The sequence below is a fragment of the Roseibium sp. AS2 genome, from assembly GCF_038900065.1.
GTDB lineage: Bacteria > Pseudomonadota > Alphaproteobacteria > Rhizobiales > Stappiaceae > Roseibium.
Genome location: NZ_JBBMQN010000006.1, coordinates 210,063 through 235,933 on the forward strand (window position 1 = coordinate 210,063; position 25,871 = coordinate 235,933).

Here is a 25,871-nt window from a genome sequence, read left to right on the forward strand (position 1 = left end):
GGCCATCCGCGAAAGGAATCTCAATGTCATATGTGATGCCGCAGGAGTTCGCTTCGAAAATGATCGATGCGGGCGAATCCAAGATTTTCATGTCCACCAAGGACACCTTGATCCGTTCCTACATGGCCGGCGCCATTCTGGCCCTCGCGGCCGCCTTCGCCGTCACCATCGCGGTCAACACCGGCAACTTCCTGGTCGCGTCCGTGCTGTTCCCGGTCGGCTTCTGCATGCTTTATCTGCTCGGCTTCGACCTGCTGACCGGCGTGTTCACGCTGGCTCCGCTCGCGGTCATCGCCAAGCGCCCGGGCTGCACCTGGGGCGGCGTCTTTCGCAACTGGGGCCTGGTTTTCTGCGGCAACTTCGCCGGAGCCATGACCACGGCAGTGTTCATGGCCATCATCTTCACCATGGGCTTCAGCCAGGAACCGAATGCGGTCGGGCAGAGGATCGGCCAGATCGGGGAAGCCCGGACCCTCGGCTACGCCTCAGCCGGCTGGGCGGGGCTGCTGACCGTCTTTATCCGGGCCGTGATGTGCAACTGGATGGTGTCCACCGGTGTTGTCGCCGCGATGATGTCGAATTCCGTCTCCGGCAAGATCATGGCCATGTGGATGCCGATCCTGGTGTTCTTCTATCTCGGTTTCGAACATTCCATCGTCAACATGTTCCTGTTCCCGTCCGGCATCATGCTCGGTGGTGATTTCACCTGGTTCGACTATTTCGCCTACAACGAAATTCCGGTCGTGGTCGGCAATCTGGTCGGCGGTCTGACCTTCGTGGGCGGAATGATCTACGCCACCCACTACAAGACCTCGCCGAAACGCAATGCCGGCCTCGAGACGGCCCCGGCGGCAACTCCCGCCGAATAACAGGCCGATTGGCAGAACGGGACCCCGCCGCGCCGGCGGCGGGGATCTCCCCCTTCCGAAGGAAGTCCACCGTGCTGATGCAAGCCCCGCATGCAACCTTGAACGTCGAGACCGGCCAGTATTCGGCCGCCGGCGCAAAGCCTGACAATCAGGACTTTCACGGTCTGCTCGTGCCCGCGGGGCAGGCGCTGGTGCACAAGGGGGTCGCGGTCGCGATCGCCGACGGTATTTCCTCCAGTCCTCTTGCGCGTGTCGCCGCGGAGACCGCCGTCAAGTCGTTCCTGACGGACTATTACTGCACATCGGATGCCTGGTCGGTGAAGACCGCCGCAAGCCGCGTGATCCGCGCGACGAACTCCTGGCTGTTCAGCCAGACAAGACAGGCGCTCACTCCGGATCGCGGGCACGTCTGCACGTTCTCCGCGCTTGTCCTGAAGGGGCGCGAGGCGCATCTCTTCAATGCGGGTGACAGCCGGATCTGGCGCCTGTCCGGGCATGGCCTGGAGCAGTTGACGCAGGATCACACGGTTCAGGTCTCCTCGGGTGAGACTGTCCTTGGCCGGGCCCTGGGTCTGGCGGCAATGGTCGAATTCGACTACCGGGCGGAGGACCTGAAGACCGGCGACATCTTTGTGCTGACCACCGACGGCATCCATGAGGTCCTGTCGCCGGGAACCATCGCCGGCGCCATCACCGGAGCGTCCGCCCTGAACGCGGCGGCGGAGGCGATCGGCCGTCTCGCGCTGGAAGCCGGCAGCACGGACAATCTCACGGTCCAGATCGTACGGGTTGCCGGTCTGCCCGATGCGGACGCCGCCGGATTGCTCGCGGAGGAAGAAAACCTGCCCCCCGCCAGCCTGCCGCACGTGCCGGGATATTTCGAGGGCTTCCGCCTGTTGCGGTCTCTGCATGCGTCCAGCCGCAGCCACATTTACCTGGCGCGGGACGAGGCCCGCGGTGCGCTCGTGGCGCTGAAATTGCCGTCCATGGATCTGCGCGGCGACGAGGACTACCTTCGCCGCTTTGCTCTGGAGGAATGGATCGCCCGCCGGATGTCCTCGCCGCATGTGCTCAAGGCGGCGGAGCTGCCGCAGGACAGACAATCCCTGTTTGTCGCAACCGAGTATGTCGAGGGTCAGACCCTGCGGCAGTGGATGCTGGACAACCCGCATCCCGATCTGGAAACGGTGCGGGGTCTGCTTGAGCAGATCGCCAGGGGCCTGAGGGCCTTCCACCGCCAGGAAATGGTGCATCAGGACCTCAGGCCCGAGAACATCATGATCGACACAGCCGGTACCGTGAAGATCATCGATTTCGGTTCGGTCCGCATCGCTGGTGTCATGGAAGCGGCCCCCGCGCTGGACAGGGCCGAAATTCTCGGAACCCATCAGTACACTGCGCCGGAGCTCTTTCTGGGGTATCTCGGCACCAGGCGGAGCGACCTCTTCTCGCTGGGTGTCATCGCATATGAAATGCTCACCGGCAAGCTGCCCTATGGCGCAGGCGTCGCTCGGGCGACCAGCGAAAAAGCCCAGGCAAGGCTGCGGTATCGCAGCGCGGCCGCGCTCACCGGGAGGGTGCCGGACTGGGTCGACCATGCCTTGTGCCGTGCGGTCAGTCCCGCTCCGGGCAAGCGATACGAGGCAATGAGCGCCTTCCTGGAAGATCTGCGCCGTCCCAATCCCGCCTTCCGGTCGGAGGAATTCGTGCCGTTGGCCGAACGCGATCCGGTGCGCTTCTGGCAGATCGTATCTGTCTTGCTCGCAGTATTGTGCTCCGCGCTTTTCATCCAGCTTTTCAGCAATCCATAGGAATAGGAGGTCCCATGTCCGCTCTGACCCGTGAAGACGTCACTGCAATGACCCTGTCGGCGAAACGCCAGGCAGGCCTCACCTGGGAAGGCATCGCAGCGAAAATCGGCATGTCGCCGGTCTGGACCCATTCCGCGGCCATGGGCATGAACGCGATGCCGCAGGACAAGGCCGGAGCGATCACAGAAGTGCTCGGACTGCCCCAGGAAGCAGCGCTTCTGCTGCAGGAAAGTCCGACCAAGATCTGGGAACAGGCCATCCCGACCGATCCCTGCATCTACCGTCTTTACGAGATCGTCGGCGTGTACGGCCCGACCATCAAGGCGCTGATCCACGAAAAGTTCGGCGATGGCATCATGTCGGCGATTGATTTCGACATGTCGGTGACACGTGTCGAGAACCCGAAGGGCGACCGGGTGAAGGTCGAGATGTCCGGCAAGTATCTCGCCTACAACGCCTGGTAAGGCAGGCCCGGGGATGGAAGGCATGACAGAAAACAACACGACCACCCGGACCTGCTGTCCCTATTGCGGTGTCGGATGCGGCGTGATCGCCACCCGGCACGGCGACGGATCCGTGAGCGTTGCAGGTGACCCTGAGCATCCGGCCAACTACGGCCGGCTTTGCTCCAAGGGGTCTGCCCTTGGCGAAACGCTTTCCCTGGAAGACCGGCTTCTGCACCCCGAAATCGCAGGCAGGCGTGCGGGCTGGGACGAAGCGCTCGACCTGGTCGCGGACAAATTCACCACCGCGATCCGGGACCATGGTCCCGACAGCGTCGCGTTTTACGTTTCCGGCCAGATCCTGACCGAGGACTATTACGTCGCCAACAAGCTGATGAAGGGTTTCATCGGCTCGGCCAATATCGACACGAACTCCAGACTGTGCATGGCGTCCTCCGTCGCAGGCCACCGCCGTGCCTTCGGCGCCGACACGGTGCCGGGCACCTACGAGGATCTGGAACTGGCGGATCTGGTGGTCCTGGTCGGGTCCAACCTTGCCTGGTGCCATCCGGTCCTGTTCCAGCGCCTCGAAGCTGCCCGCGCGGCCAATCCGGCGATGCGGATCGTGGTCATCGACCCGCGCGAAACGGCGACCTGCGCGCTAGCCGATCTCCATCTCGCCCTGGCGCCGGATACGGATGTTGCGCTCTTCAACGGATTGCTGGCCTTTCTGGCGGAAACAGACGCACTCGACCATGCGTATCTGGCAAACCACACCCGGGGACTGGACCAGGCGCTCGCAGCAGCCGGGCCATGTGACGTCAAGCGCATTGCCGCCGAGACCGGGCTCCCGCCGCAGGATGTCGCGCTTTTCTACACGATGGTCGCCCGGACCTCGAAAACGGTCACGGTCTACAGCCAGGGCGTGAACCAGTCGGTTGTGGGGACGGACAAGGTCAACGCGATCATCAATACCCATCTGGCCACCGGCCGGATCGGCAAACCGGGCATGGGACCGTTCTCGGTCACGGGGCAACCCAATGCCATGGGCGGGCGCGAGGTCGGCGGGCTGGCCAACATGCTGGCCGCCCATATGGAAATCGACAATCCCGGCCACCGCACCCTTGTCCAGGACTTCTGGAACAGCCCGGTCATGGCGGAAACGCCCGGACTGAAGGCTGTGGACCTCTTCAAGGCGGTGAAGGCCGGCCGGATCAAGGCCCTCTGGATCATGGCGACCAGCCCGGTGGACAGCCTTCCGGACGCGGATGATGTGGCCGCTGCGCTGAAAACCTGCCCCTTTGTAGCTGTTTCCGAGGTGACGCGCGCCGCGGACACGGTGCCGTTCGCGGATGTGCTCCTGCCCGCCGCCGCCTGGGGCGAGAAGGACGGCACGGTGACCAATTCCGAGCGGCGGATCTCACGGCAAAGACGGTTCATGGACCTGCCGGGAGACGCCCGCCCGGACTGGTGGCAGCTTGCGGATGTCGCCAGGCGCATGGGCTTCGCCGACGCCTTTGCCTATCGTGGGCCGGCGCAGATCTTCCGCGAACACGCCGCGTTGTCCGCTGTCGGCAATAATGGCCGCCGCGACTTCGATCTCGGCGGCCTCGCGGACATCTCCGAAGACGACTATGACGCGCAGCCGCCGGTTCAGTGGCCGCAGGCGCAAAAGGGCGGCAGCGAGGAGACGCGGTTCTTCGGCTCCGGCGGCTTTTTCACGCGCGACGGCAAGGCCAATCTCGTCCCGACCGCGTTCAAAGCCCCCGAGAAACACGGGCGGACCTATCCCTTCACCTTGAACACCGGCCGCATCCGTGACCAGTGGCACACAATGACCCGCACCGGCATGACCGCGCGGCTGGCCTCCCACATTGCCGAACCCTTTGCCGAAATTCATCCGGAGGATGCCGCACCGCTGGGCATTTCCGCAGCTGATCTGGTCGAGGTCAAAAGCCCGTTCGGAAAGGTTACGCTCCGCGCGCAACTGACGGAACGGGTGCGGAAAGGCACGGTCTTCGTGCCGATGCACTGGACCGACCAGTTCGCCGCCTCCGCGCGCATCGACACGGTGGTCGCGCCGCGCACCGATCCGGTTTCGGGCCAGCCGGGCTCGAAATTCACACCTGTGTCCGTGAAAAGGTCGGCGATGATCTGGCACGGTTTCGCCATCCTGAGGCAAAGACCCCGGGACATCCCGGCAGACTATTGGGCGATTGCCAGGGTGGAGGACGGCTACCGTCTAGAGTTGGCGGGCAGCGGCGCGCCCGATCTGGAGGACCTGGCCACACGTCTTGCCGGCGATACCGGAGAAATGCTCCGGTTTCACGATGCGGCGAGCGGCCAGCTTCGTGTGGCCGTCTGGCAGGAGAACACACTGCAGGCGCTCATCTATCTCGGTGCGGAACCGGTTGCCGTCTCGCGCGGCTGGGCCTGTGGCCTGCTGGCGGAAGCCGCTGGTCAGCCGGGCTTGCGCCACCGGGTGCTGGCGGGACGCGCACCAGCCGACAGGCCCGACCCCGGAGCGATCGTCTGTTCCTGCTTCCAGGTCGGCGCCAACCAGATCGCGGACGCCGTCCAGGCGGGGGCGGACAGTGTCAAGGCGGTCGGAACCTGCCTGAAGGCCGGCACCAATTGCGGCTCCTGCCGTTCGGAAATCCGCATGCTCATCGATACACTCAACCAGGAGGTGGCCGAAGATGCCGACATCGCGAAAGCCGGTTGAGGTCGGTGCGCGCCGCCGCGCGGCACCCATCGAGACCCTTGCCAGTCTGCCGCTATTCTTTCCGTTGCAAGGGCGAAGGATCGTCGTCGCGGGAGGAACGGATGCGGCCTGCTGGAAGGCGGAACTGCTTGCCGCGAGCGGGGCGCAGGTTCATGTCTACGCCGAAAATCTGACCCCAGCCTTCCAGGACCTGATCGCGTCGGGAACGGACGGGCGGCATTACACCCATCATGCCCGACCCTGGAGCGCGGACTGTCTTCAGGGAGCGGCCCTGGCGGTGGCGGACGCGGCAAGCGACGGCGAGGCGAGGGCGTTTCACTGCGCGGCCGGGGCGGCCGGCGTTCCCGTCAACGTCATCGACAATCCGCCCTATTGCCAGTTTCAGTTCGGCTCCATCGTCAACCGGTCGCCCGTGGTGATCGGCATTTCGACAAGCGGTGTCGCGCCGATTCTCGGGCAGGCCATCCGCCGCCGCATCGAAACGCTTCTGCCGGCGAGCCTGCAGGACTGGGCGAAGCTCGCGGGCAGGGTCCGTCAACGGGTCATGACCAGCCTTTCCGCAGGTCTTGAGCGGCGCAGGTTCTGGGAAAGCTTCACCGACCTGGCCTTTTCCGGCCAGGCGGCGCCAGAGGAAGACCGGGCCAGGGACCTGCTGCCGCGGATCGAAGCCGGTTCCGGCTCGGCGGGAGGACGGGTGACGCTTGTCGGCGCCGGCCCCGGGGATGCGGAATACCTGACATTGAAGGCCGTCAGGGCCTTGCAGGGCGCCGATGTGATCCTGTTCGACGATCTTGTCGACGACGCGGTCCTGGAACTGGCCCGCAGGGAGGCCAAACGCATGCTCGTTGGCAAGCGTGGCGGCCGGGAAAGCTGCCGGCAGGAAGACATCAACGACCTGATGGTTTCGCTTGCGCGCCGGGGCAAGAATGTTGTCAGGCTCAAGTCCGGCGATCCGATGATCTTCGGCCGCGCGGGCGAGGAGCTGGAAAGGCTTCGCCAGGAAGGCATCCCGGCCTCGGTCGTCCCCGGCATCACCGCAGCCTCGGCCATGGCGGCCGCGCTCGGCATTTCGCTCACCCACCGGGATCACGCCCAGAGCGTGCGGTTTGTCACGGGCCACTCCAGAAACGGAGATCTGCCGGACACGGTCGACTGGAAGGGCCTGACGGACCCGGCGACGACAACCGTCTTCTACATGGCCGGCCGCATGGCCGCGCGCATCAGTGAGCGGCTGATCCGGGAAGGCCGCCATCCGGACACTCCCGTGCGTGTCATGACCAACATATCGCGATCCGATGCGGCGTCCTGGGCCGGGCCCCTGGCGGGTCTGGGCGAGGGCGTGGACGGACTGCGAACGGCGGGCCCCGTTCTCATCGCCGTTGGGGAGGTGTTGGCGGAACGGTCCATGGCGGCCGCCGAGGGGGCGTGTGATTCGGGAACGTCCGATGACCAGCCGGCCACTGCGTTCGGGTGACGCCGCCGTTGACATTTCGGGACCATGCGACTAGCTGCAATGTGTTCTCAGGGCGGGGTGAAAGTCCCCACCGGCGGTGATAGCCCGCGAGCGCCATTCCTTAAAATGGATCGGAAGATCCGGCTTTTGGATGGGTCAGCAGATCCGGTGAAATTCCGGGGCCGACGGTCATAGTCCGGATGGAAGAGAATTGGACAGCTCGGTTTCGGCCGAGGATTGTTCTGCTCTGGGATCTTGTCAGGTAAAAAGGATCCGGAACTGTGACAAAATCCCCCAGATTTGCATTTATCAAGGCCGGTTGGCATGCGGATATCGTCGATCAGGCCCTTGCCGGTTTCAAGGAACGTCTCGCGGAACTCGGCGCCGACGCCGATGTGGCCGTGTTCGATGTGCCCGGTGCCTTCGAAATGCCGTTGCTCGCGCAGAAACTTGCCGAGACCGGAACATATGACGCGATCGCGGCGTGTGCTCTCGTGGTCGACGGCGGCATCTACCGGCACGATTTCGTGGCCCAGGCGGTGGTCGAGGGGCTGATGAACGCCGGCTTGAAAACCGGCGTGCCGATCCTGTCGGTGTCCCTGACCCCGCATCACTTCCAGCCGTCGGTGGACCATCAGGAATTCTATCATGCGCATTTTCTGAAGAAGGGCCGCGAGGCGGCGGAGGCGGCTGTTCAGGTGGCCGGCGTCCATGCGGCCTTGCCGCGGATGCCCACGCGCGCCGTCGCCTGACCGGCTGCGTTCAGCCGGCGCTCACATTGCGGTCGAGCAGAAACCACAAGGCCAGCAGCGGGTCCGCACGTGATCGCATGGTGTGCCGGATCCGCGGCGGATTGTGAAACGTCCCACCGGCGCCCGGTTCCACCCAGTCGTCCTCGCCGTGACGGAACGCACCGTCCGACAGCGCGAGGTAGATTTCCTCCGGCGGATGGCTGTGGTCCGGATAGCGGACATCGGGCGCCATCAGCGACACGCCCAGCCAGACATCCGTGCGCTGCTCAAGACCGTTTGGACCGACGATGATCGCATTGGCATGGCCGTCCGGAAAACTGGCGCTGGCGTTTGTCAGGCCGCCGGCCCGGCGTGTCCAGGTGAGCAGCGGCTCGATTGCCTGAAACCGTGCCAGCAGATGCTGCAGAGCCGGCGCGTCCTGCCGACCGGGATCGGCTGCGCGGGCAAGATGCTCACAAACCGGCAAGCGGCTGCCGGCGGGGTCCGGAAACTGCCCCGGCAACTCCAGGGCCTTGTGTATCAGCCCGAAGGCGGACATCTGGGCAGGATCGCTCAAGGCCCCGCCGAGCACGCCAACGGCAGCGTCCAGAAACGATTGCAGATCGGGAGGGCGGGTCATGTGTCGGGCCTTGTCATGGTTCCCTGCCACTCCACCATTTGCATCCCCGTGCCGCAATGGCGGATCAGCGCTCGCGGGCGATTTGCCAGCCGGCCCAGGACTGGCTGACCGGCATGATTTCCAGGGAGTTGATGTTGAGATGTGCTGGCTGGGTGGCGATCCAGTGCACGGTGTTTGCAATGTCTTCTGGCTGGATCGCGTTGGCGCCGCCGTAGAGCGCGTCATAGCTTTCCTTGTTGCCGCCGGTGCGCACCAGCGTGAATTCGCTTTCGCACAAGCCCGGTTCGATCGAGGTCACCCGGACGCCCTTGCCATGAAGGTCCGAGCGCAATCCGAGTGAAAACTGGCGCAGAAAGGCCTTGGTGCCGGCATAGACATTGCCGCCCGGATAGGGCCAGTTGGCGGCGATGGAGGAAATGTTGACGATCATGCCCTTGCGCTCGATGAGTTTTGGAAGCAGCAGATCGGTGATCGTGACCAGACCGGTGATATTGGTATCGATCATGGTCTTCCAGTCGGACAGCTTCGTGTCCGGAGCCGACGCGGTGCCTAGGGCAAGTCCGGCATTGTTCACCAGAACGTCGATGTCCTGAAACGCTTCCGGCAGGCCGGCAAGAGCGTTTCTGGTTGCCGCCTCGTCCATGATGTCGAAGACCACCGGGCAAAAGGCGCCGCCAAGCTCTTCCCCCAGCTTTTCCAGCCGGTCTGCCCGCCGGCCGGTGCCCACGACCTTCCAGCCGTTTTTGGCAAACAGACGGGCCGTTGCCTGGCCGAAACCCGATGTGGTTCCGGTGATGAGGATTGTGCCGGTCATGGGCCTGCCTTTCTGAGTTTGCCTTCAGCGTTCGTGATGACCGGACCATACGAACATGGCGCGCCGGCACAATGGCCAATCGGGAGGCCGGCGTCCCTGGCCCTTACGAATCAGGGCGCTGGCTCTAAGGACGCGTCACGTCTGGTCCTAGGAGTGATCGGACCGTTTCGATCTTGAGGACCCGCACCATGACCCATATGCCGATCAACATGGACCATCACTGGATGCCGTTCACCAACAACCGGCTGTTCCACGAAGAGCCGCAGATGTTCGAACGGGCGGAGGGCGTGCGCTACTGGACACCGGAAGGCAGGGAAGTGCTGGACGGGTCATCGGGCCTGTTCACCTGCGCGGCCGGTCACGGACGCAGGGAAATCGCCGAAGCGGTCTACAAACAGCTTCAGGAGCTGGATTACACGCCGCATTTTCAGCGGGCCGCCCCGGTTTCCTTCAAGCTGGCCGAAGCCCTCAGCGAGATCCTGCCCGAAGGGCTTGACCGGATCTTCTTCGCCTCTTCCGGCTCCGAGGCGGTCGACAGCGCCATCAAGATCTGCCTTGCCTACCACAAGGCCAAGGGCGAGCCTCAGCGCACCCGGTTTGTGTCGCGGTCCTGGGCCTATCACGGCGTCAATCTCGGCGGCACCTCGCTGGCAGGGATGGTCGGCAACCGGCGCGACTTTTCCGGTGTGACCTGCGACGTGGTTCACATGCGCCACACCTGGAACGAGGACCAGCGGTTCACCAGAGGCCAGCCGGAAGACGGGGCCCATCTGGCCGATGACCTGGAGGAAATCTGCAGGACCTACGGCGGTGAGACCATCGCGGCCGTCTTTGTCGAGCCCATCGCCGGCTCCATCGGCACCATCGTTCCGCCCGTCGGCTACCTTCAGCGCCTGCGGGAAATCGCCGACAAATACGGCATTCTCCTGGTGTTCGACGAGGTCATCACCGGGTTCGGCCGCACGGGCTCCGCCTTTGCAGCCCAGGAATTCGGCGTGACACCGGATGTCATGACCATGGCAAAGGCCCTGACCAACGGCGCCATCCCGATGAGCGCCGTTGCCGTGAAAACCGAAATCCAGGAGGCCGTGATCGGTTCGATTCCCGGCGACAGGCCGGAACTCATGCACGGCTACACCTATTCGGCCCACCCGGTTGCCTGCGCGGCCGCTCTGGCAACCCTCGGCATCTACAAGTCCGAAGGCCTGTTCGAACGGGCCGCCAGCCTGTCGGCCCCCTTCCTCGACAGTGTCTTCAGCCTGCGCAACCTTCCCCACGTCTCCGACCTGCGCGGCTACGGCATGATGGCCGGCATCCAGCTCACGCCCGGAGAAGCGCCCGGAGCGAAAGGGTCGCTGGTGCAGCGGCGGCTGTTCGACGAGGGCCTGCACGTCAAGGCGACCGGCGACGCCCTGATCTTCGCCCCCGCCCTGACGACGCAGGAAGAGGACCTGTCGAAGATGGTCGACATGCTCCAGTCCGTGCTGGGCAGGGCGGAGCTGTAGCCACGCCCGCCGCCGCTGCCTCCAATGCGGTCCCGGCCCTGAGCCGGGCCTCTTTGCTCACGACGCAGGCTTTACCGTGTGAAAAGGTCCCGGAACTCCGCTTCGCTGCGTCCGGGACGGCACCGGGATGTTACCGCCGCGTGCTTTTCGTCAGAAGCTCGCCGAGCAGGCGGATGCCGGGTTCCATCTTTTCCTCGGCGATGGCGCCGAAGCCGAGACGGATGCGGTTGCGGGGCTTTTGCGGCGACAGATAGTGGATGTCGCCGGCTTCGATCAGGATGCCGTGCCGCGCGGCCAGATCCTGCAGCTCCATGGCTCGAGTTTCTTCGGGAAGCCTGATCCAGACGCCGGAGCCGCCGGTAGTGACGGTTGCCTCGCAGGCGGGCAGATGGGTTTCGATCAACCTGAAGATCTTCTTCCACTTTTGCGACAGGATTTTCCTCTGACGGCGGATGTGGGAATCGTAGTGGCCCTCGGAGAGAAAGATCGCCATCGCGCGCTGGTCGAGCGCGGAAGGGTGCCGGTACATCAGCCGCCGCAAGGCCCTGAGTTCCCTGACAATGCGCCGGTCCGCCGCGATGAAACCCAGACGCAGGCCGGGAAACAGCGCCTTTGACAGGCTGGCGACATGAATGACCCGGCCGGTCCGGTCGAAACTGCGCAGGGACGGTTTCTGGGCGCCGACAAAATTCAGCTCATGCTCATAGTCGTCTTCCAGGATGATGAAGTCCTGGGTTTCCGCCTGGGCCAGCAACCTCAGACGCCGTTCCATGGACATGGTGACATTGGTCGGCGACTGGTGCCCCGGCGTGACATAGACCAGCCGTGCGCCTGCCAGCTCCTCGCCGACACGCATGCCGTTGGAGTCTACCCGGTGGGACCTGATGCGCGCGCCGAGCGCCTGGAATATGTTGCGGGCATCCACATAGCCCGGTTCCTCGATATCCACCCGGACGCCGGGACGGCAGAACAGATGGGCCGCCATGAACAGCGCGTTCTGCGCTCCGACCGTGATCAGGATCTCGTCGGGATCCGCCCGGAAGCCCCGCTGGGGCAGCATCCGCCGGATGATCTGGTCGACCAGCATCGGATCGTCCCGGTCGACCAGGTCGCCGATCCAGGTGGGGGCATGCTGGGCGGTTCCGGCCAGACGGATGCAATCGCGCCAGCGCGCGACGGAGGTCTTGTCGGGCGCGAGCTGGCCAAAGATGAAGGGATACTCGAAGGACTGCCAATCGGCCGGTTTGAGAATGTTCTCCTGGTCCGAGTAGCGGCAGACCAGAAGCGCATCCGGGTCGAAGGGATGCTCGGATCGGGGAAGGATTTCCTTGGCATGATCGTCGACGCGGATGTTCAGTTGTTCGCGGACATGACGCTCGTTGATGAAATAACCGCGCCGGCTGACCGACTTCAGATAGCCGTCTTCCACCAGCCGCTCATAGACGATGGCGACCGTATTGCGCGATACGTTGATCTGCCGTGAAAACACGCGCGTTGCCGGCAGTGGCTCATGCAGGGGCCAGATGCCGTCGAGGATCGCCTCGATCAGCCGTTCCTGGATCTGGTGCTGCAGGCGCCGGTCCGGATCGAAAGGTGTGTCGAAATAGCTTGTAAGCATCTGAATTTCCGCAATGCCGAAAGGGGTGCCGCCGGGACCCACCGAAAGTCGCGGCGACAGTTTTGGCCTTGATTGCGCACCTGGCAAACCCCCTGGCATGCCCTGGCACCATAGTTTGCATCCTCTGGCTCTAAGGCGGGATGTTGCACCGCAATAGTCTTCGGGTCAACGCGGCGCAGGATCGTCATGGGCAATGCGACTCATACGAAAAAAAGCGGCCTGCTCCGCGCCAGAGCGATGAACAGTTTTGCAAGACCAGCAGGCAAGGGGATGTCACAATGAATTTCAAAAAGGGTGCACGCACCACGCGGCGCGATTTCCTGAAGAGCGCGGCCGCGGCCGGCGCGGGGCTGTCCATGCCCGCGATCGTCAGTTCCAGCGTGCTGGCCTCGTCCGGCGAAATCAACATCATGATGTGGTCGGACTATCTGCCGGAGAGCTTCGTCAGCGGCTTCACCGACAAGACCGGGATCAAGATCAACTTCACCGGCATCGGCTCCAACGAGGAAATCATCAACAAGCTGAAGGCCACAAGCGGCGAAGGCTTCGACATCGTCTCCCCGACCGTGAACCGCAATCTGCTCTGGGCGGAGCTTGGCCTGCTGCAGCCGTTCGACATGTCCAAGGTCGACATCGACAAGGTCAACCCTTCCATGGCACTCGGTGAGACCCACTGGAATTTCGACGGCAAGGGCGTTTTCTGGCTGCCGCATATCTGGGGCACGGAAGGCATCGCGTGGCGCACCGACGCCTTCGTGCCGGCGGGTGAATTCCCGAGCTACTATGACGTTTGGGACGAGGCCAACGCGGGCAAGACCATGGGCCGTGGCCACTCCATGCTGCTGGGCCTGGGCCTCGGTCTGGAAGGACGCGGCGAACTCGATGCCGGGTCCATGTGGGCAGCCTATGAAAGCCCGGAAAAGATGGACGAGGTCTGGACCAAGGTCGTCGACGCCGCCATCGCCAAGAAGCCGAACATCAAGCTGATCTGGAACGATGCCGACACCCAGAAGAACGGTCTCCTGAACGAAGGCGTCGTCGTCGGTCAGACCTGGGACGGTCCGCCGCTGGCGCTCAAGACGGCGGGTGAGCCGGTCATGTACCGGGCGCCGAAAGAAGGGGCCATGGCCTGGGTCGACGGTCTGGCCATGCCGACCGGCGCCAAGAACATCGAGCAGATCTACGCCTTCATCGAGGCGGCCTATGACGCCAAGCTGGCCGGCGAGGCGATCGCGACCCACGGCTACAATTCGCCTGTGGTCGGCGCTGCGGAGTTCGGCGGTGAAATCTACGCCAAGAACTTCGCCGATGCCTATCCGGGAGAAGCGCTGGGAAATCTGAACGCCTGGCCCGCCGAGGCGCCCTGGTACTCGGAAAAGCGGACCGAATACACCAACAAGTTCCTGTCCGCCTGACACATCCGGACGAACGGCTACCTGATGCCGGACGCAGTTCCGTCCGGCATCAGGGTGTCCGTTTTGTCCGTTCCGTTCAGCCGTCTTTCCGAGAGCGTCCCCGACAGCGTCATGGCCACAAAAGATATTGTACTGGATCACGTTTCCATACGCTTCGGCGCCTATACGGCGGTCGACAACGCGCATCTCGTGATCAAGGGCGGAGAGTTCTTCTCCTTTCTCGGCCCGTCGGGATGCGGCAAGACAACCTTGCTGCGCTGCATTTCGGGCTTCAGCGATCCGACCGAAGGCCGGGTCCTGATCGGCGGCCAGGACATGAAGGGCATCGGCCCCAACAAGCGCCCGACGGCGCTGATTTTCCAGAACCTGGCGCTGTTTCCGCTGATGAGCGTTGCCGACAACATCGCCTTCCCGCTGGAAGTGCGCGGTATCGGCCGCAAGGACCGCCGCAAGCGGGCCGAAGAGCTTCTGGAGATGATCGCGCTGCCCGGAGTCGGCGACAAGAAAGTCCACGAGTTGTCCGGTGGGCAGCGTCAGCGCGTCGCGATTGCCCGCGCCCTGGCAGTGGAACCCGACATTCTTCTGCTGGACGAACCCCTGTCCGCCCTTGACCTGAAACTGCGGCATCACATGCGTACGGAACTGCGCACCATTCAGCAGCAGGTCGGGCTGACCTTCATCTACATCACCCATGACCAGGGCGAGGCCCTGACCATGTCCGACCGGGTTGCGGTGATGAATGCCGGGGTCATCGAACAGGTCGATCCGCCCGAGACGATCTACAACCGCCCCAAGACCGCCTTCGTGGCCTCCTTCGTGGGCGAATCCAACGCGATCGAAGGCAAGGTGGCGTCCCAGGCGGACGCGCTTGTATCGGTCGAAACGCCGCTTGGGCGTCTGCAGGGACGCGCCGCCGGCGGGCGCCAGTACAAGGCCGGCGACGACTGCATCCTGTTCATCCGGCCGGAGCAATTGAGTGTCGGCGACGGCCTGTCGAATTCCGTGACTGCCAACTGGGTCAAGGAAGAGTTCGAGGGCAACGCACGGCAGATGTTCCTGGAGGCGAACGGCGTTCCGCTGCGCCTGTCCCGGGTCAATCTCGGCGGCACCGCCGGATCGATTTCGGGAGCGGCGGTGCCGATCGGTTTCGAACCCGACCAGGCCATCGTGCTGCCGCATGGCGATCTGGCGGGGGCATAGGGATGCGGGCCCTGCAGACCGCCATGAAGGAAATTGCCGGCAAGCACGGTCTCGGTGCGGCCGCCTTTGTCGGTGTCGCCGTCCTGATCTGGGTGATCTTCCTGATCGTCCTGCCCCAGATCGCGATGCTCGATTATTCGTTCCGGTTCAACCTGCCCGCCGCGGATGTCGGCGGGCCACAGGATGTCTATACGCTGGAGAACTACGCCTATTTCTTCCAGGGCAATGACGGCACGGTGAACACGCTCGATATCGGCATCCTGGTCAGGACGCTGGTCGCGGCGGTGTTCGTCACCTGCATCGACATCCTCTTGTGCTATCCGATCGCGTTCATTCTGGCCCATTCGGCAACCGGTGTCGCGGCACGAATGATGGTCATCGGCCTGATCGTGCCCTTCTGGGTCAACGAGATCCTGCGCGCCTTCGCCTTCCGCGTGCTGTTCGGCGCCACCGGCCTGATCAACGGCGTCGGCATGTCGATGGGCCTCTGGGACCAGCCGGTCGACTTCATCCGGGCGGATGTGGCGCTCTATTCCGGGCTGACCTATGCCTACATCCTGCTGATGGTGTTTCCGATCTTCAACGCCGTGGAAGCGCTGGACCGGAACCAGATCGAGGCGGCGCGTGACATGGGAGCGAGCTGGTGGCGGGTACATTGGCGGGTGGTGCTGCCGGTGGCCAAGCCGGGCATCGCCTCCGGCGCGACCATGGTCTTCATGCTGACGGCGGGTGCACTGGCCGCACCGCAGATCCTGGGCGGGCCGTCCAGCCTGTGGTTCACTCAGCTCATCTACCAGTGGTTCAACGAAAGCGCCAACTGGCAGCGCGGGTCGGCCTATGCGGTCATCCTGCTCATCGTCTGCATCTCCTTCGTGATGATGCTGATGCGGGTGTTCAAGGTATCCATCGGGGAGATCGGCCGATGAACCGGGGTGTGGGCGGCGGCGGCGTCGCGGCGGGGTTCTCCCTGCTTTTCTTCTCTTTCCTGTTCGGTCCGCTGATCATCATGGTGATCACGGCGTTCAACTCCTCGTCCTTCCCGAGGATCACCCCGTGGGAGTGTTTCACCACGGAATGGTTCGGTGTTCTGTTCGCCAACGACCGGCTGATGAGCGGGTTGCTGAACAGCCTGGTGATCGCCGTCAGCGTCGTGGCCATCGCCGTGCCGATCGGTCTGGCCGGCGCGCTGGCCCTGTCGGAGCTCAGTTCCCGGCTGCGGGCGGTGCTCTATACGGTGCTGATCACGCCGATCCTGATACCGGGCGTGGTTCTGGGAATTTCGACCATCGTCTTCTGGGGCGCGCTCGGGCGCAGCGTCGGCGCGGAATACGGGTCGTTCTTTTTCAGCGGAATGTTCCTGACTCTGGCCGGTCAGGTCACATTCGTATCCGCCTATGCCATGCTGGTGTTCCTGGCACGGCTGCAGAGGTTCGATCCGATCCTGACCGAGGCCGCGCTCGATCTCGGCGCCACGCCCGGCCAGGCCTTCCGCAAGATCCTCCTGCCGTTCCTCGGCCCGGCCATCGGCTCGGCGGCCTTTCTGACCTTCCTGGCATCGTTCGAGAACTACAACACCACCGTGTTCACGATCCTGTCCGGCAACACGTTCACCACGGCGCTGGCCTCCAAGGTCCGGCACGGCACCGATCCTTCGCTGTCGGCGCTGGCAGTGATCATCATCGGGATCACGCTCATCGGCGCCATCGTCCATGAGGCCCACACGCGCCGCAAGGAAATGCTGCGTTCCGGGGTCGCCACACGCTCGCGCATCTATGGCAATCCGGTTCTGAAGACCCTGGTCCATCCGTTGACGGTATTTCTGATTCTTGCAGGCCTTGCGGGCCTGGCCACCTGGCAGGGCACCCGGCAGGACGCGTCCGTCTGCAAGCAGCAGATCCTTGATGACAAGCGCGCGCGCCAGCACGAGCTTCTGGAACAGCAGCGCCTGAAAATGCAGGAACGGCAAAAGACCTCCGCACCGGCATCCGCGCCCGCCGACGCGCCGGCCAGGTCCAGCCCATCTCCGTTCGGCGGCGCCTTCAGCCCCAATGGCCTGAAACCGGGACAGGACGCGCCGGCTGCCGCCGATACACCGGCAAAGGCCAATCCCTCCCCGTTCGGTGGAGCGTTCAACCCGAACGGTCTGAAACCGGACTAGCGCCTGCGGGGCTCGGACCGGTTTCTGCCAGATTGGTGCGGGCAGTTCCGCGCCGTTGAGCACATTTGCAAAAAAAAACAGCCATCGCGACCGGCCAAGAGGAAAGCTGTGTCGTGGATCACGGTGCGCGGGTTCATCCGGTGCTAGTTCGATGGACATCCGGGGGGACATGTTCGGGAATGGGGAGGATGGCACGTTTCGGCGTGACGCAAATTCAGCCTCCACGGTCCCGTGAGCCAGCGAACCGAGGCGGGATGATGTCGAATTTACCCAGAGTCAGTATAGCCCGGTCGGTCGGCTATCGGGGCCAGAACAACATTGCAGATGTCCGAACCGTTCAGGAGCGGCTCAATCTTCTGTTGGATCCGTCCCGAACGCCCCTGGTGGAGGACGGCTTCCACGGTCCCCTGACCAAGGGACTGATAGGCGATTTCCAGAGCAAGGTTCTGGGTTTCATGAACCCCGATCAGCGCGTCGACCCGGTTGGCCCGACCCTGTCGGCGCTCAACGATGCGGCCTCGGCGGCAAAATGGAAGGGTGCGCCTGTCACTCCAAAACCGGTGCAGCCGAAGGACAATCCGAAACCGGACAAACCCGTTGATCCGAGTGGCATGCCAAAGATCTCCGTCTTCGGCCCGACAGACGGAAACCTGGGTTTCGACAGTTTTCCCGCGCCGTCGCAGGTGCTGGGTCCGTTACAGGTGAAATTCCCTCCGGAACGTGACGGCGCCTGGATCATGGTGCCGGAAGGGAGTGAACGCTCGCTCCGGATCGGAATCGATCCCGACAGTCCGGTCCGGATAGCGGGAAAGGGCGTCGACGAGGATGGCTATGCACGCGCCTTCAGCAACGAACGGCTGATCCGTGCGGTCATCAAGGGCCAGTGTCTGGTGATCAACGGACTGAACTCCTGCAAGGACTGCATGCTTGATCTGTTTCAGAACGGCAAACACCTGAGGGTCTATGTGTCCGTGAAACCGCGCAGGATCGTTCCTATCTTTGCCTTTTACGTGCAGCACGGACCAGGCCTGAAATCACGCGTCTCGAGCGGTGAACTGCGGACCGTGTTGAAAATCGCGAACAGCGAAATCCTGATCCCTCAGTGCAACGTGGAACTTCGGCTGCTCGGCGACGAATTGCTGTCGCACAAGGAGATCGGCCGCCATCTCGGCTTTGTCGTCCGGGAGGATGTGTTCAAGGAGAAAAAGGACGAATTCAAATACCTCAAGCCCTTTGCGAAGGATCGTATGTTTCCGCAACCGGCAGGGGCGGACCATGTCATGACAGTGAACGTGTTCATCGTGCGGGAAATTGTCAGTGCCCAGAAAAAGGGCGAACGGCCGATGAAGGTGAACGGCCTGATGAGTTACAACACCGGAATGTGCCTGCTCGATGACCGGTCCTATGGCAAGACGACCCACATTAAGTCGATTGCACGCACGCTTTCCCACGAAATCGGCCATCTTCTGATACAGCAGCTTTACACCCACAACGCCGACATGGTGCAGCCTAACGCGCATAATCCCTACGACGATGCGCTGATGTTTTCGGGAGGCCTGGGAAACAAGTTGTACCGGGTCGAGGTGGAAGCCATGAACCCGACGTCCTTCCGGCCGCCGTCCTGGTATTCGTAACCCTGAAATTTGCAGGACAGGCGGCTGGAAGCTGTTTCAGTGGCTGATCATCCACGGCCGTTTCGACGGGAAGGTCTTGCTGCCGTCGGCCTTGTAGACCGCACTGGAACGGAAATTTCCCTTGCTGCCGGAGCAGCAGGAACATCCGGACGGATGGCGCTTGCGGGCTTCCTTCGCCCGGTCCTCCCGTCCGGATTTCGTCGAGAACGCCGGGTTGTGGCGGGCGGTCTCGTTGCGCTCGTGTGCCGAACGCTGCTCTGTTGACAGGCCCGGCATGTTCGGCGCCCGCAGGAGGGCCCTTGGGGCCTCCTGCCTGCACGCCGGACAGTCGATCGGATCGGCATGCGCGGACATCGGCCGCTGGGCGGTGATGGGTCCGCAGGATGCGCAAAGATAGTCGTAGACCGGCATGGGCGCTCCTTAAAGATCCGGTGCCAGCGGCACGTCGATGGATCCGTCGAGATGTTTCATCGGCCCGTCCGACCCCGGCATCATGTCGAATTCGAAGATGTCGGTCGGCAGCCAGAGGGTCGCGCAGGCATTGGGAATATCGACCACGCCGGAGATATGTCCCTGCACCGGGGCGGTGCCGAGAATGGCGTAGGCCTGGGCGCCGGTATAGCCGAATTTCTTCATGTATTCGATGGCGTTGAGACAGGCCATGCGGTAGGCGATATGGACATCCAGGTAATGCTGGGTGCCGGCCTCGTCGACCGAAATGCCCTCGAAGATCAGGTAGTCGTCGTATTTCGGCGTGATCGGCGAGGGTTTGAAGATCGGGTTCTTGACACCGTATTTGGCGATCCCGTCCTTGATCAGGGTCACGCGGATGTGCAGCCATCCGGCCATCTCGATTGCGCCGCAGAAGGTGATCTCGCCATCGCCCTGGCTGAAGTGGAGATCGCCCATGGAAAGCCCGGCGCCGTCGACATAGACCGGGAAATAGATCTTCGAGCCGCGGGACAGATCCTTGATGTCGCAATTGCCGCCGTGTTCGCGCGGCGGCACGGTGCGGGCGCCTTCCGCGGCCGCCTTGTCCCTGGCCTCGCCCTTCAACTGGCCCATATGTGCCGACTGGGTGTTGGGCAGGGCGGCCAGCGCCGGCACCCGGTCCGGGTCCGTGTCGAAAAGGGACGTCTCGCGCTCGTTCCAGGTGTCGAGCATCTTGCGGTCCGGCAGGCAGCCGATCAGGCCCGGATGGATCAGCCCGGCATAGTTGACGCCCGGCACGTGGCGCGAGCGGGTGAACATGCCCTCGAAGTCCCAGATCGACTTCTGCGCCTGCGGGAAATGCTCGGTCAGGAAGCCGCCGCCATTCTGTTTGGAGAAGAAGCCGTTGAAGCCCCACAGCATTTCTTCCTTGGCGCCGATGTCGAGAATGTCGACCACCAGAAGATCGCCCGGTTCGGCACCCTTGACGCCGATCGGGCCGGACAGGTAGTGCACCTGTTCCAGTTCCACGTCGCGCACGTCGGCGGCGTCGTCGTCATTCTTGATCTGGCCGCCGGTCCAGTCGTAGGTCTCGACCTTGAAATCGTCGCCCGGCTCCACCCAGACCGCCATCGGAATGTCGGGATGCCAGCGGTTGTGGATCTTCTCGTTGGTATGTGGAGACTCGCTCAAGTCTACCGAGATCAGCGTATCAGCCATTGGGTTTCTCCTCTTGAAAATGCGCCGTTTTGCCGGGCGCGGTTGAGCTTTGAAAGATCCGGATCAGACGGACAGGAAAGCGGAGACCTTCGCCTCGTCGACATTGGCGCGGGGTTCATCGTGAACGAGCCGTCCGTTCTCCAGGACGAGCACCCGGTCGGCGACGTCGAGAGCGAAGGACAGCACCTGTTCCGAAACGATGATGGAAAGCCCGCGTTCATCGCGGATGCGTTTCAGGACACGCGCCATCTCGCGGATGATCGAGGGCTGGATGCCCTCCGTCGGTTCGTCCAGAAGCAGCACCTTGGGATTTGTCGCAAGGGCGCGGGCGATGGCGAGCTGCTGCTGCTGCCCGCCGGACAGGTTGCCGCCGCGCCGGCCTTTCATGTCGAGCAGCACCGGGAACAATTCGTAGATGTCGCCTGGAACCTTGCTCTTGCCGCCGATGATCAGGCCCGTCTCGATGTTCTCCTGCACCGTCATGGTCGGAAAGATCATCCGCCCCTGGGGCACATAGGCGATGCCCTTCGCGACCCGCTCGAAGCTCTTCATGTCGGTGATGTCGATGCCGTCGACGGCGGCCGCGCCGTCCTTAGTCGGCACGATGCCCATGAGGGATTTCATGAGCGTGGTCTTGCCCATGCCGTTGCGGCCCATGATGGCAATGATCTCGCCCGGTGCGACCGTGAAATCCAGCCCGTGAAGGACTTCGCTCTGGCCGTAGGCCACGTGGTAGTGCGCTACATTCAGCATGTTTGCCCCCTAATGTCCCAGATAGACGTCGATGACCCCGGGATCGGCCTGAACCTTTGCCATGGAGCCCTCGGACAGGATCTTGCCCTGGTGCAGGACGGTGACGCGGTGGGCGATGTCCTCGACGAACTTCATGTCGTGTTCGACCACCATCACCGAGCGGCCCTTGGTGATCTCGTTGAGGAGTTTCGCGGTCTGTTTGCGTTCCGAAACGCTCATGCCGGCAACCGGTTCGTCCAGCATCAGGAGTTCCGGGTCCTGGATCAGCAGCATGCCGATCTCCAGCCATTGTTTCTGGCCGTGGCTGAGCAGGGCCGCCTGCATGCCCAGCAACGTGTCGAGAAACACCATTTCGGCGATCTCGCGCACCCGCCCGATCACTTCCGTGTCGCGCTGGAAGGTGAGGGCACCCCAGACACTGCGTCCGCGCGGGAAGGACAGTTCCAGGTTTTCGAACACCGTCAGGTCCTCGTAAATGGACGGGTTCTGGAATTTGCGCCCGACCCCCTCGCGCACGATCTCGTGCTCGCGCAGGTCGGTCAGTTCCTTGTTGCGGAACTTGATCGAGCCGTCGGTCGCCTTTGTCCTGCCGCAGATGAGATCGAGCACGGTGGTCTTGCCGGCGCCGTTGGGGCCGATGATGACGTGGATCTCGTTCTCGTCGACATAGAGGTTCAGGTCGTTGACCGCCTTGAAGCCGTCGAAGGACACCGTCAGGTTCTCGATGGCGAGCAGGAAGTCCGTGTTGTTGTTGATCGTGTTCATGTCGGTCTCCTATTCGGCGGGTTTGGCGGCCGGTTCCGGCTCGAACGCGGCTGGCTCGAGAGGAGCCGCTCCGCTGGAGCCACCCTCCGGCGGCTTGCGGAAGATCCAGCGGTCGACATGCGGCGCCAGGTAGCTGCGATAGAGACCGGACAGACCGTTGGGGAACACCAGCACCACGGCGATGAACAGCGCACCGAGGCCGAACAGCCACAGTTCCGGGAAGGTTTCGGAGAAGGTCGTCTTGGCCCAGTTGACCAGCAGGGTTCCGTAGACGGCCCCGAAGATCGACAGACGTCCGCCGACCGCGCAGAAGATCACCATTTCGATGGACGGCACGATGCCGACGAAGGAGGGCGACATGAAGCCGACCTGCAGCGTGAACATCGCCCCGCCGATGGCCGACAGAACGGCGGCGAAGCAGAAGACGAAGATCTTGAAGTTGGCCACGTCGTAGCCGGAGAAGCGGACCCGATCCTCCTTGTCGCGCAGGGCGACCAGCAGCCGGCCGAGCTTGCTCTTCAGCACGAACTGGCACAGCACCAGCACACCGAGCAGCAGCGCGCCGTTGAGAAAATAGAGGATGTACTTGGCTTCGTCGGTGCGGATGTCCCAGCCTTTCAGGGTCCTCAGGTCGGTGATGCCGTTGACGCCGCCGGTGTAGCCCTGCTGGCCGATGATCAGGATCGTCAGGATGGCGGCGATCGCCTGGGTGATGATGGCGAAATAGACGCCGCCCACCCGGCGCTTGAACATCGCGGCGCCGATGATGAAGGCGAACAGTGCCGGGACCACTAGGATCGCGGCCAATGTGAACGTCAGGCTGTTGAAGGGCACCCAGAACCAGGGCAGATCGGTGATCTGGTTCCAGTCCATGAAGTCGGGAATGCCGGGTGTCGACTGGATGGCGGTTGCCTCCGGCGTGGAGGATTCCAGCTTCAGGTACATGGCCATGCAATAGCCGCCGAGCCCGAAGAAGACCCCTTGGCCGAGGCTGAGAATGCCGCCCTTGCCCCAGCACAGCACCAGGCCGATGGCGACGAACGCATAGGTCAGGTATTTGCCGAACAGGTTGAGCCGGAAAATGTCCATGGACAACGGCATGACGACGAACAGCACCGCGGCCAGGAGGGCAAGGGCGAGGATGTCCTGCCGCGCCATGAAGGATTTCAGGTTGGTCATGGGAACCTCCTCAACGACGGATCTTGGCGGAGAAAAGACCTTCCGGGCGCAGCATCAGGATGCCGACCACGGTCAGGAGCGTGAGGACCTTGGCCATCGAGCCGGACAGGAAGAACTCCATGGTCGACTGGGCCTGGCTGATCGCGAAGGAAGAGGCGATGGTGCCGAGCAGGCTTGCCGCGCCGCCGAAGACGACGATCAGGAAGGTATCGACGATATAGAGCTGGCCGGCGGTCGGCCCGGTGGAGCCGATCATGGTGAAGGCACTGCCGGCCACGCCGGCGATGCCGCAGCCGAGCGCGAAGGTCATGCGGTCGACCTTCTCGGTGTTGATGCCGACGGCGCCGGCCATCACACGGTTCTGGACCACGGCCCGGGTCTGCATGCCCATGCGCGAGCGGAACATCACGAAGTAGACGGCGATCGCGATCACCAGCGTCAGCACCATGACGAAGATGCCGTTGATCGGAATTTCGATGATGTCGGTGAGCGGCACGGAGCCGAGCAGCCAGTCGGGCAGGGTGACACCGACCTCGCGTGCGCCGAAGATCGACCGGTAGGCCTGCTGCAGGATGAGGCTGAGGCCCCAGGTGGCCAGCAGCGTGTCGAGCGGCCTTCGGTAGAGGTGCCTGATCAGCGACCATTCCACCAGCGCTCCGAGCGCTCCGGCGGCGAAGAAGGCCAGGATCATGGCAAAGAAGAAATAGACGCCGAACAGGGCGGGAATGAAGGTCTCGACGAAGTTGGAGCACAGGTAGGTGACATAGGCGCCGAGGATCATGAATTCGCCGTGCGCCATGTTGATGACGCCCATCTGGCCGAAAATGATTGCCAGTCCCAGGGCCATCAGGACGAACACGGAAAACAGGATCAGCCCGGCAAAGCCCTGCATGGCGAAAATGGACCCGAGTTCTGTCCATGTGTAGTCGGCGAACATTGCGCGCGTCTCCATGCTGCGGGGCCGGCTTTCAGAACCATGCGCCCCTCTATCGGGAAGAATTTGTGGAACGGTGTCGGAGGGGGCGCCGCGCAGGCTGCGCGCGCGGCGCCCCGGATGTAACCCGCGCCGCTAGGGAGCGGGATGGTCCTCCCCCGGGCGATGCGGGGGAGGTCAACCCGGGTTTACTGGTACCCTTCCGGGAACGGATCCGGCTCCATCAGGTCCGCGGTTTCATAGACCAGCTCGTACTGACCGTCGGGCTTGGCGAGACCGATGCGGGTCTTGGACCACAGGTGGTGGTTTTCGTGCACGCGCACATAGCCTTCCGGTGCGGACTTCAGTTCGATGCCCGGAGAGGCCAGCCGCACCTTGTCGATGTCGAAGCTGCCGGCCTTTTCGACCGCGGCCTTCCAGAGCCAGGGGCCGAGGTAGGCGGCCTGGGTCACGTCGCCGATGACGATGTCGTCACCCCACATTTCCTTGAAGGCCGTGACGAAATCCTTGTTGTTCTCGTTGTCGAGGGACTGGAAGTATTTCATCGCGGCATAGGCGCCCTCGATGTTTTCCCCGCCAATGCCGCGGATTTCGTCTTCCGTCACCGAGATGGTGAGCAGAACCGGCTTTTCCTTGGTCATGTCGATGCCGGCCGCCTTGAGCTGCTTGTAGAAGGCAACGTTGGACCCGCCCACGACGATCGCGTAGATCACGTCAGGCTTTTTCAGCTTGATCTTGTTGATGACCGAGTTGAACTGGGTGTGGCCGAGCGGATAATACTCCTCGCCGACGACCTTCATGCCCAGCTTCTCGATGTGCTTGCGGGCGATCTTGTTGGAAGTGCGTGGCCAGATGTAGTCGGAGCCGAGCAGGTAGAAGCTCTTGGCGCCCTTTTCCTTGGCGACCCAGTCGATGCCGGCGAGGATCTGCTGGGTGGCTTCCTGGCCGGTGTAGATCACGTTCGGCGACTGCTCCAGGCCTTCATAGAAGGTCGGATAGTAAAGCATGCCGTTGTACTGCTCGAAGACCGGCAGGACGGCCTTGCGCGAGGCGGAAGTCCAGCAGCCGAAGACCGCAGCCACCTTGTCGCTCACCAGAAGCTTCTTGGCTTTTTCAGCGAACGTCGGCCAGTCCGAGCCGCCGTCTTCCTGGATGTATTCGATCTTGCGGCCAAGGACACCGCCCATGGCATTGATCTGCTCGATCGCGAGCTTTTCGGCCTGCACCGATCCGGTCTCGGAAATCGCCATGGTGCCGGTGACGGAATGCAGGATGCCCACCTTCACCGTGTCTTCGGTGACCGCGAGACCGGTCGTGTTCACGTCATCGGCGTGCACAGGCGCAATGGCGCCGGCGGTGACCAGCATCGCCGCTGCGGCTGTCCCGGACAGGACAGACCGGCGCGAGAGCCGGTTTTCAATCAGGTCTTTCAGACGTCGCATTCTTGGACCCCTCCATGTTTGAGGTTGAGGCGAAGTGCCGGACGGCGTCTCCGCATGTCTCAAGGCTCGTCTGAATTTGTGCGCTGCCGCAATGCGTCGATTGCTGTGGGTTAATTGACTTATTTCCAGCCG

22 protein-coding genes and 1 riboswitch are annotated in these 25,871 nt (G+C 63.2%); of the genes, 12 read left to right on the top strand and 10 right to left on the bottom strand.

Features of this window, described 5'->3' with window-relative positions:
* The first annotated feature begins 23 nt into the window (after positions 1-23).
* The 6 genes from WNZ15_RS18845 (at position 24) to WNZ15_RS18870 (ending at position 8,053) form a co-directional block, all read left to right on the top strand.
* Complete coding sequence (locus WNZ15_RS18845) at positions 24-869, top strand: formate/nitrite transporter family protein (protein WP_342894560.1); 846 nt, start codon at positions 24-26, stop codon at positions 867-869.
* 77 nt (positions 870-946) lie between these two features.
* Positions 947-2,680, top strand: coding sequence for a bifunctional protein-serine/threonine kinase/phosphatase (locus WNZ15_RS18850; protein ID WP_342894694.1), 1,734 nt, complete (start codon positions 947-949; stop codon positions 2,678-2,680).
* Positions 2,681-2,694: 14 nt separating this feature from the next.
* Positions 2,695-3,144: a cyanase gene (cynS, locus tag WNZ15_RS18855; RefSeq protein WP_342894561.1), complete on the top strand. Its 450-nt coding sequence runs from the start codon at positions 2,695-2,697 to the stop codon at positions 3,142-3,144.
* Positions 3,145-3,166: 22 nt separating this feature from the next.
* Positions 3,167-5,848, top strand: coding sequence for a molybdopterin-dependent oxidoreductase (locus tag WNZ15_RS18860; RefSeq protein WP_342894562.1), 2,682 nt, complete (start codon positions 3,167-3,169; stop codon positions 5,846-5,848).
* Complete coding sequence (cysG, locus tag WNZ15_RS18865; protein WP_342894563.1) at positions 5,823-7,322, top strand: siroheme synthase CysG; 1,500 nt, start codon at positions 5,823-5,825, stop codon at positions 7,320-7,322. Before WNZ15_RS18860 ends, cysG begins: the two co-directional genes overlap by 26 nt.
* A 39-nt stretch (positions 7,323-7,361) precedes the next feature.
* Positions 7,362-7,517: riboswitch (FMN riboswitch) on the top strand.
* Between the two features lie 65 nt (positions 7,518-7,582).
* Complete coding sequence (locus tag WNZ15_RS18870; RefSeq protein ID WP_342894564.1) at positions 7,583-8,053, top strand: 6,7-dimethyl-8-ribityllumazine synthase; 471 nt, start codon at positions 7,583-7,585, stop codon at positions 8,051-8,053.
* A gap of 10 nt (positions 8,054-8,063) precedes the next feature.
* Here WNZ15_RS18870 and WNZ15_RS18875 read toward each other — a convergent pair whose 3' ends face one another.
* On the bottom strand, positions 8,064-8,672 hold the full coding sequence (locus WNZ15_RS18875) for a dimethylsulfonioproprionate lyase family protein (protein ID WP_342894565.1): 609 nt from the start codon (positions 8,670-8,672) through the stop codon (positions 8,064-8,066).
* 64 nt (positions 8,673-8,736) lie between these two features.
* Positions 8,737-9,486, bottom strand: coding sequence for an SDR family NAD(P)-dependent oxidoreductase (locus WNZ15_RS18880; RefSeq protein WP_342894566.1), 750 nt, complete (start codon positions 9,484-9,486; stop codon positions 8,737-8,739).
* 188 nt (positions 9,487-9,674) lie between these two features.
* Between WNZ15_RS18880 and WNZ15_RS18885 the strand changes: the two genes are divergently transcribed.
* Entirely contained in the window at positions 9,675-10,991 is a 1,317-nt protein-coding gene (locus tag WNZ15_RS18885; protein ID WP_342894567.1) for an aminotransferase class III-fold pyridoxal phosphate-dependent enzyme, read from the top strand.
* A gap of 130 nt (positions 10,992-11,121) precedes the next feature.
* Here WNZ15_RS18885 and WNZ15_RS18890 read toward each other — a convergent pair whose 3' ends face one another.
* A complete protein-coding gene (locus WNZ15_RS18890) occupies positions 11,122-12,609 on the bottom strand; it encodes a PLP-dependent aminotransferase family protein (protein WP_342894568.1) in 1,488 nt (495 codons plus the stop codon).
* 278 nt (positions 12,610-12,887) lie between these two features.
* On the opposite strand from WNZ15_RS18890, the gene WNZ15_RS18895 reads away from it, so the two are divergent.
* From WNZ15_RS18895 to WNZ15_RS18915, 5 genes are all read left to right on the top strand, one after another.
* Positions 12,888-14,024, top strand: a complete 1,137-nt coding sequence (locus WNZ15_RS18895) for an extracellular solute-binding protein (protein WP_342894569.1) — start codon at positions 12,888-12,890, stop codon at positions 14,022-14,024.
* Positions 14,025-14,135: 111 nt separating this feature from the next.
* Complete coding sequence (locus WNZ15_RS18900) at positions 14,136-15,224, top strand: ABC transporter ATP-binding protein (protein WP_342894570.1); 1,089 nt, start codon at positions 14,136-14,138, stop codon at positions 15,222-15,224.
* A gap of 2 nt (positions 15,225-15,226) precedes the next feature.
* Positions 15,227-16,150 (top strand): ABC transporter permease, encoded by a 924-nt coding sequence (locus WNZ15_RS18905; protein WP_342894571.1) that lies wholly within the window; start codon positions 15,227-15,229, stop codon positions 16,148-16,150.
* A complete protein-coding gene (locus WNZ15_RS18910; RefSeq protein WP_342894572.1) occupies positions 16,147-17,382 on the top strand; it encodes an ABC transporter permease in 1,236 nt (411 codons plus the stop codon). The genes WNZ15_RS18905 and WNZ15_RS18910 overlap by 4 nt, the downstream gene beginning before the upstream one ends.
* Positions 17,383-17,639: 257 nt before the next feature.
* Entirely contained in the window at positions 17,640-19,016 is a 1,377-nt protein-coding gene (locus WNZ15_RS18915) for a hypothetical protein (RefSeq protein WP_342894573.1), read from the top strand.
* Between the two features lie 36 nt (positions 19,017-19,052).
* Here the strand turns inward: WNZ15_RS18915 and WNZ15_RS18920 are convergent, their stop codons facing one another.
* The 7 genes from WNZ15_RS18920 to urtA all read right to left on the bottom strand — a co-directional run bounded on the left by WNZ15_RS18920 (position 19,053) and on the right by urtA (position 25,664).
* Complete coding sequence (locus WNZ15_RS18920; protein ID WP_342894574.1) at positions 19,053-19,427, bottom strand: zinc ribbon domain-containing protein; 375 nt, start codon at positions 19,425-19,427, stop codon at positions 19,053-19,055.
* 9 nt (positions 19,428-19,436) lie between these two features.
* Entirely contained in the window at positions 19,437-20,666 is a 1,230-nt protein-coding gene (fmdA, locus tag WNZ15_RS18925) for a formamidase (RefSeq protein WP_342894575.1), read from the bottom strand.
* 63 nt (positions 20,667-20,729) lie between these two features.
* Positions 20,730-21,419, bottom strand: coding sequence for an urea ABC transporter ATP-binding subunit UrtE (urtE, locus tag WNZ15_RS18930; protein ID WP_342894576.1), 690 nt, complete (start codon positions 21,417-21,419; stop codon positions 20,730-20,732).
* Between the two features lie 9 nt (positions 21,420-21,428).
* On the bottom strand, positions 21,429-22,184 hold the full coding sequence (urtD, locus tag WNZ15_RS18935) for an urea ABC transporter ATP-binding protein UrtD (RefSeq protein ID WP_342894577.1): 756 nt from the start codon (positions 22,182-22,184) through the stop codon (positions 21,429-21,431).
* A gap of 9 nt (positions 22,185-22,193) precedes the next feature.
* A complete protein-coding gene (gene urtC, locus WNZ15_RS18940; protein WP_342894578.1) occupies positions 22,194-23,363 on the bottom strand; it encodes an urea ABC transporter permease subunit UrtC in 1,170 nt (389 codons plus the stop codon).
* 10 nt (positions 23,364-23,373) lie between these two features.
* Entirely contained in the window at positions 23,374-24,300 is a 927-nt protein-coding gene (gene urtB / locus WNZ15_RS18945) for an urea ABC transporter permease subunit UrtB (protein ID WP_342894579.1), read from the bottom strand.
* Positions 24,301-24,485: 185 nt separating this feature from the next.
* A complete protein-coding gene (gene urtA / locus WNZ15_RS18950; RefSeq protein ID WP_342894695.1) occupies positions 24,486-25,664 on the bottom strand; it encodes an urea ABC transporter substrate-binding protein in 1,179 nt (392 codons plus the stop codon).
* Positions 25,665-25,871: the final 207 nt, after the last annotated feature.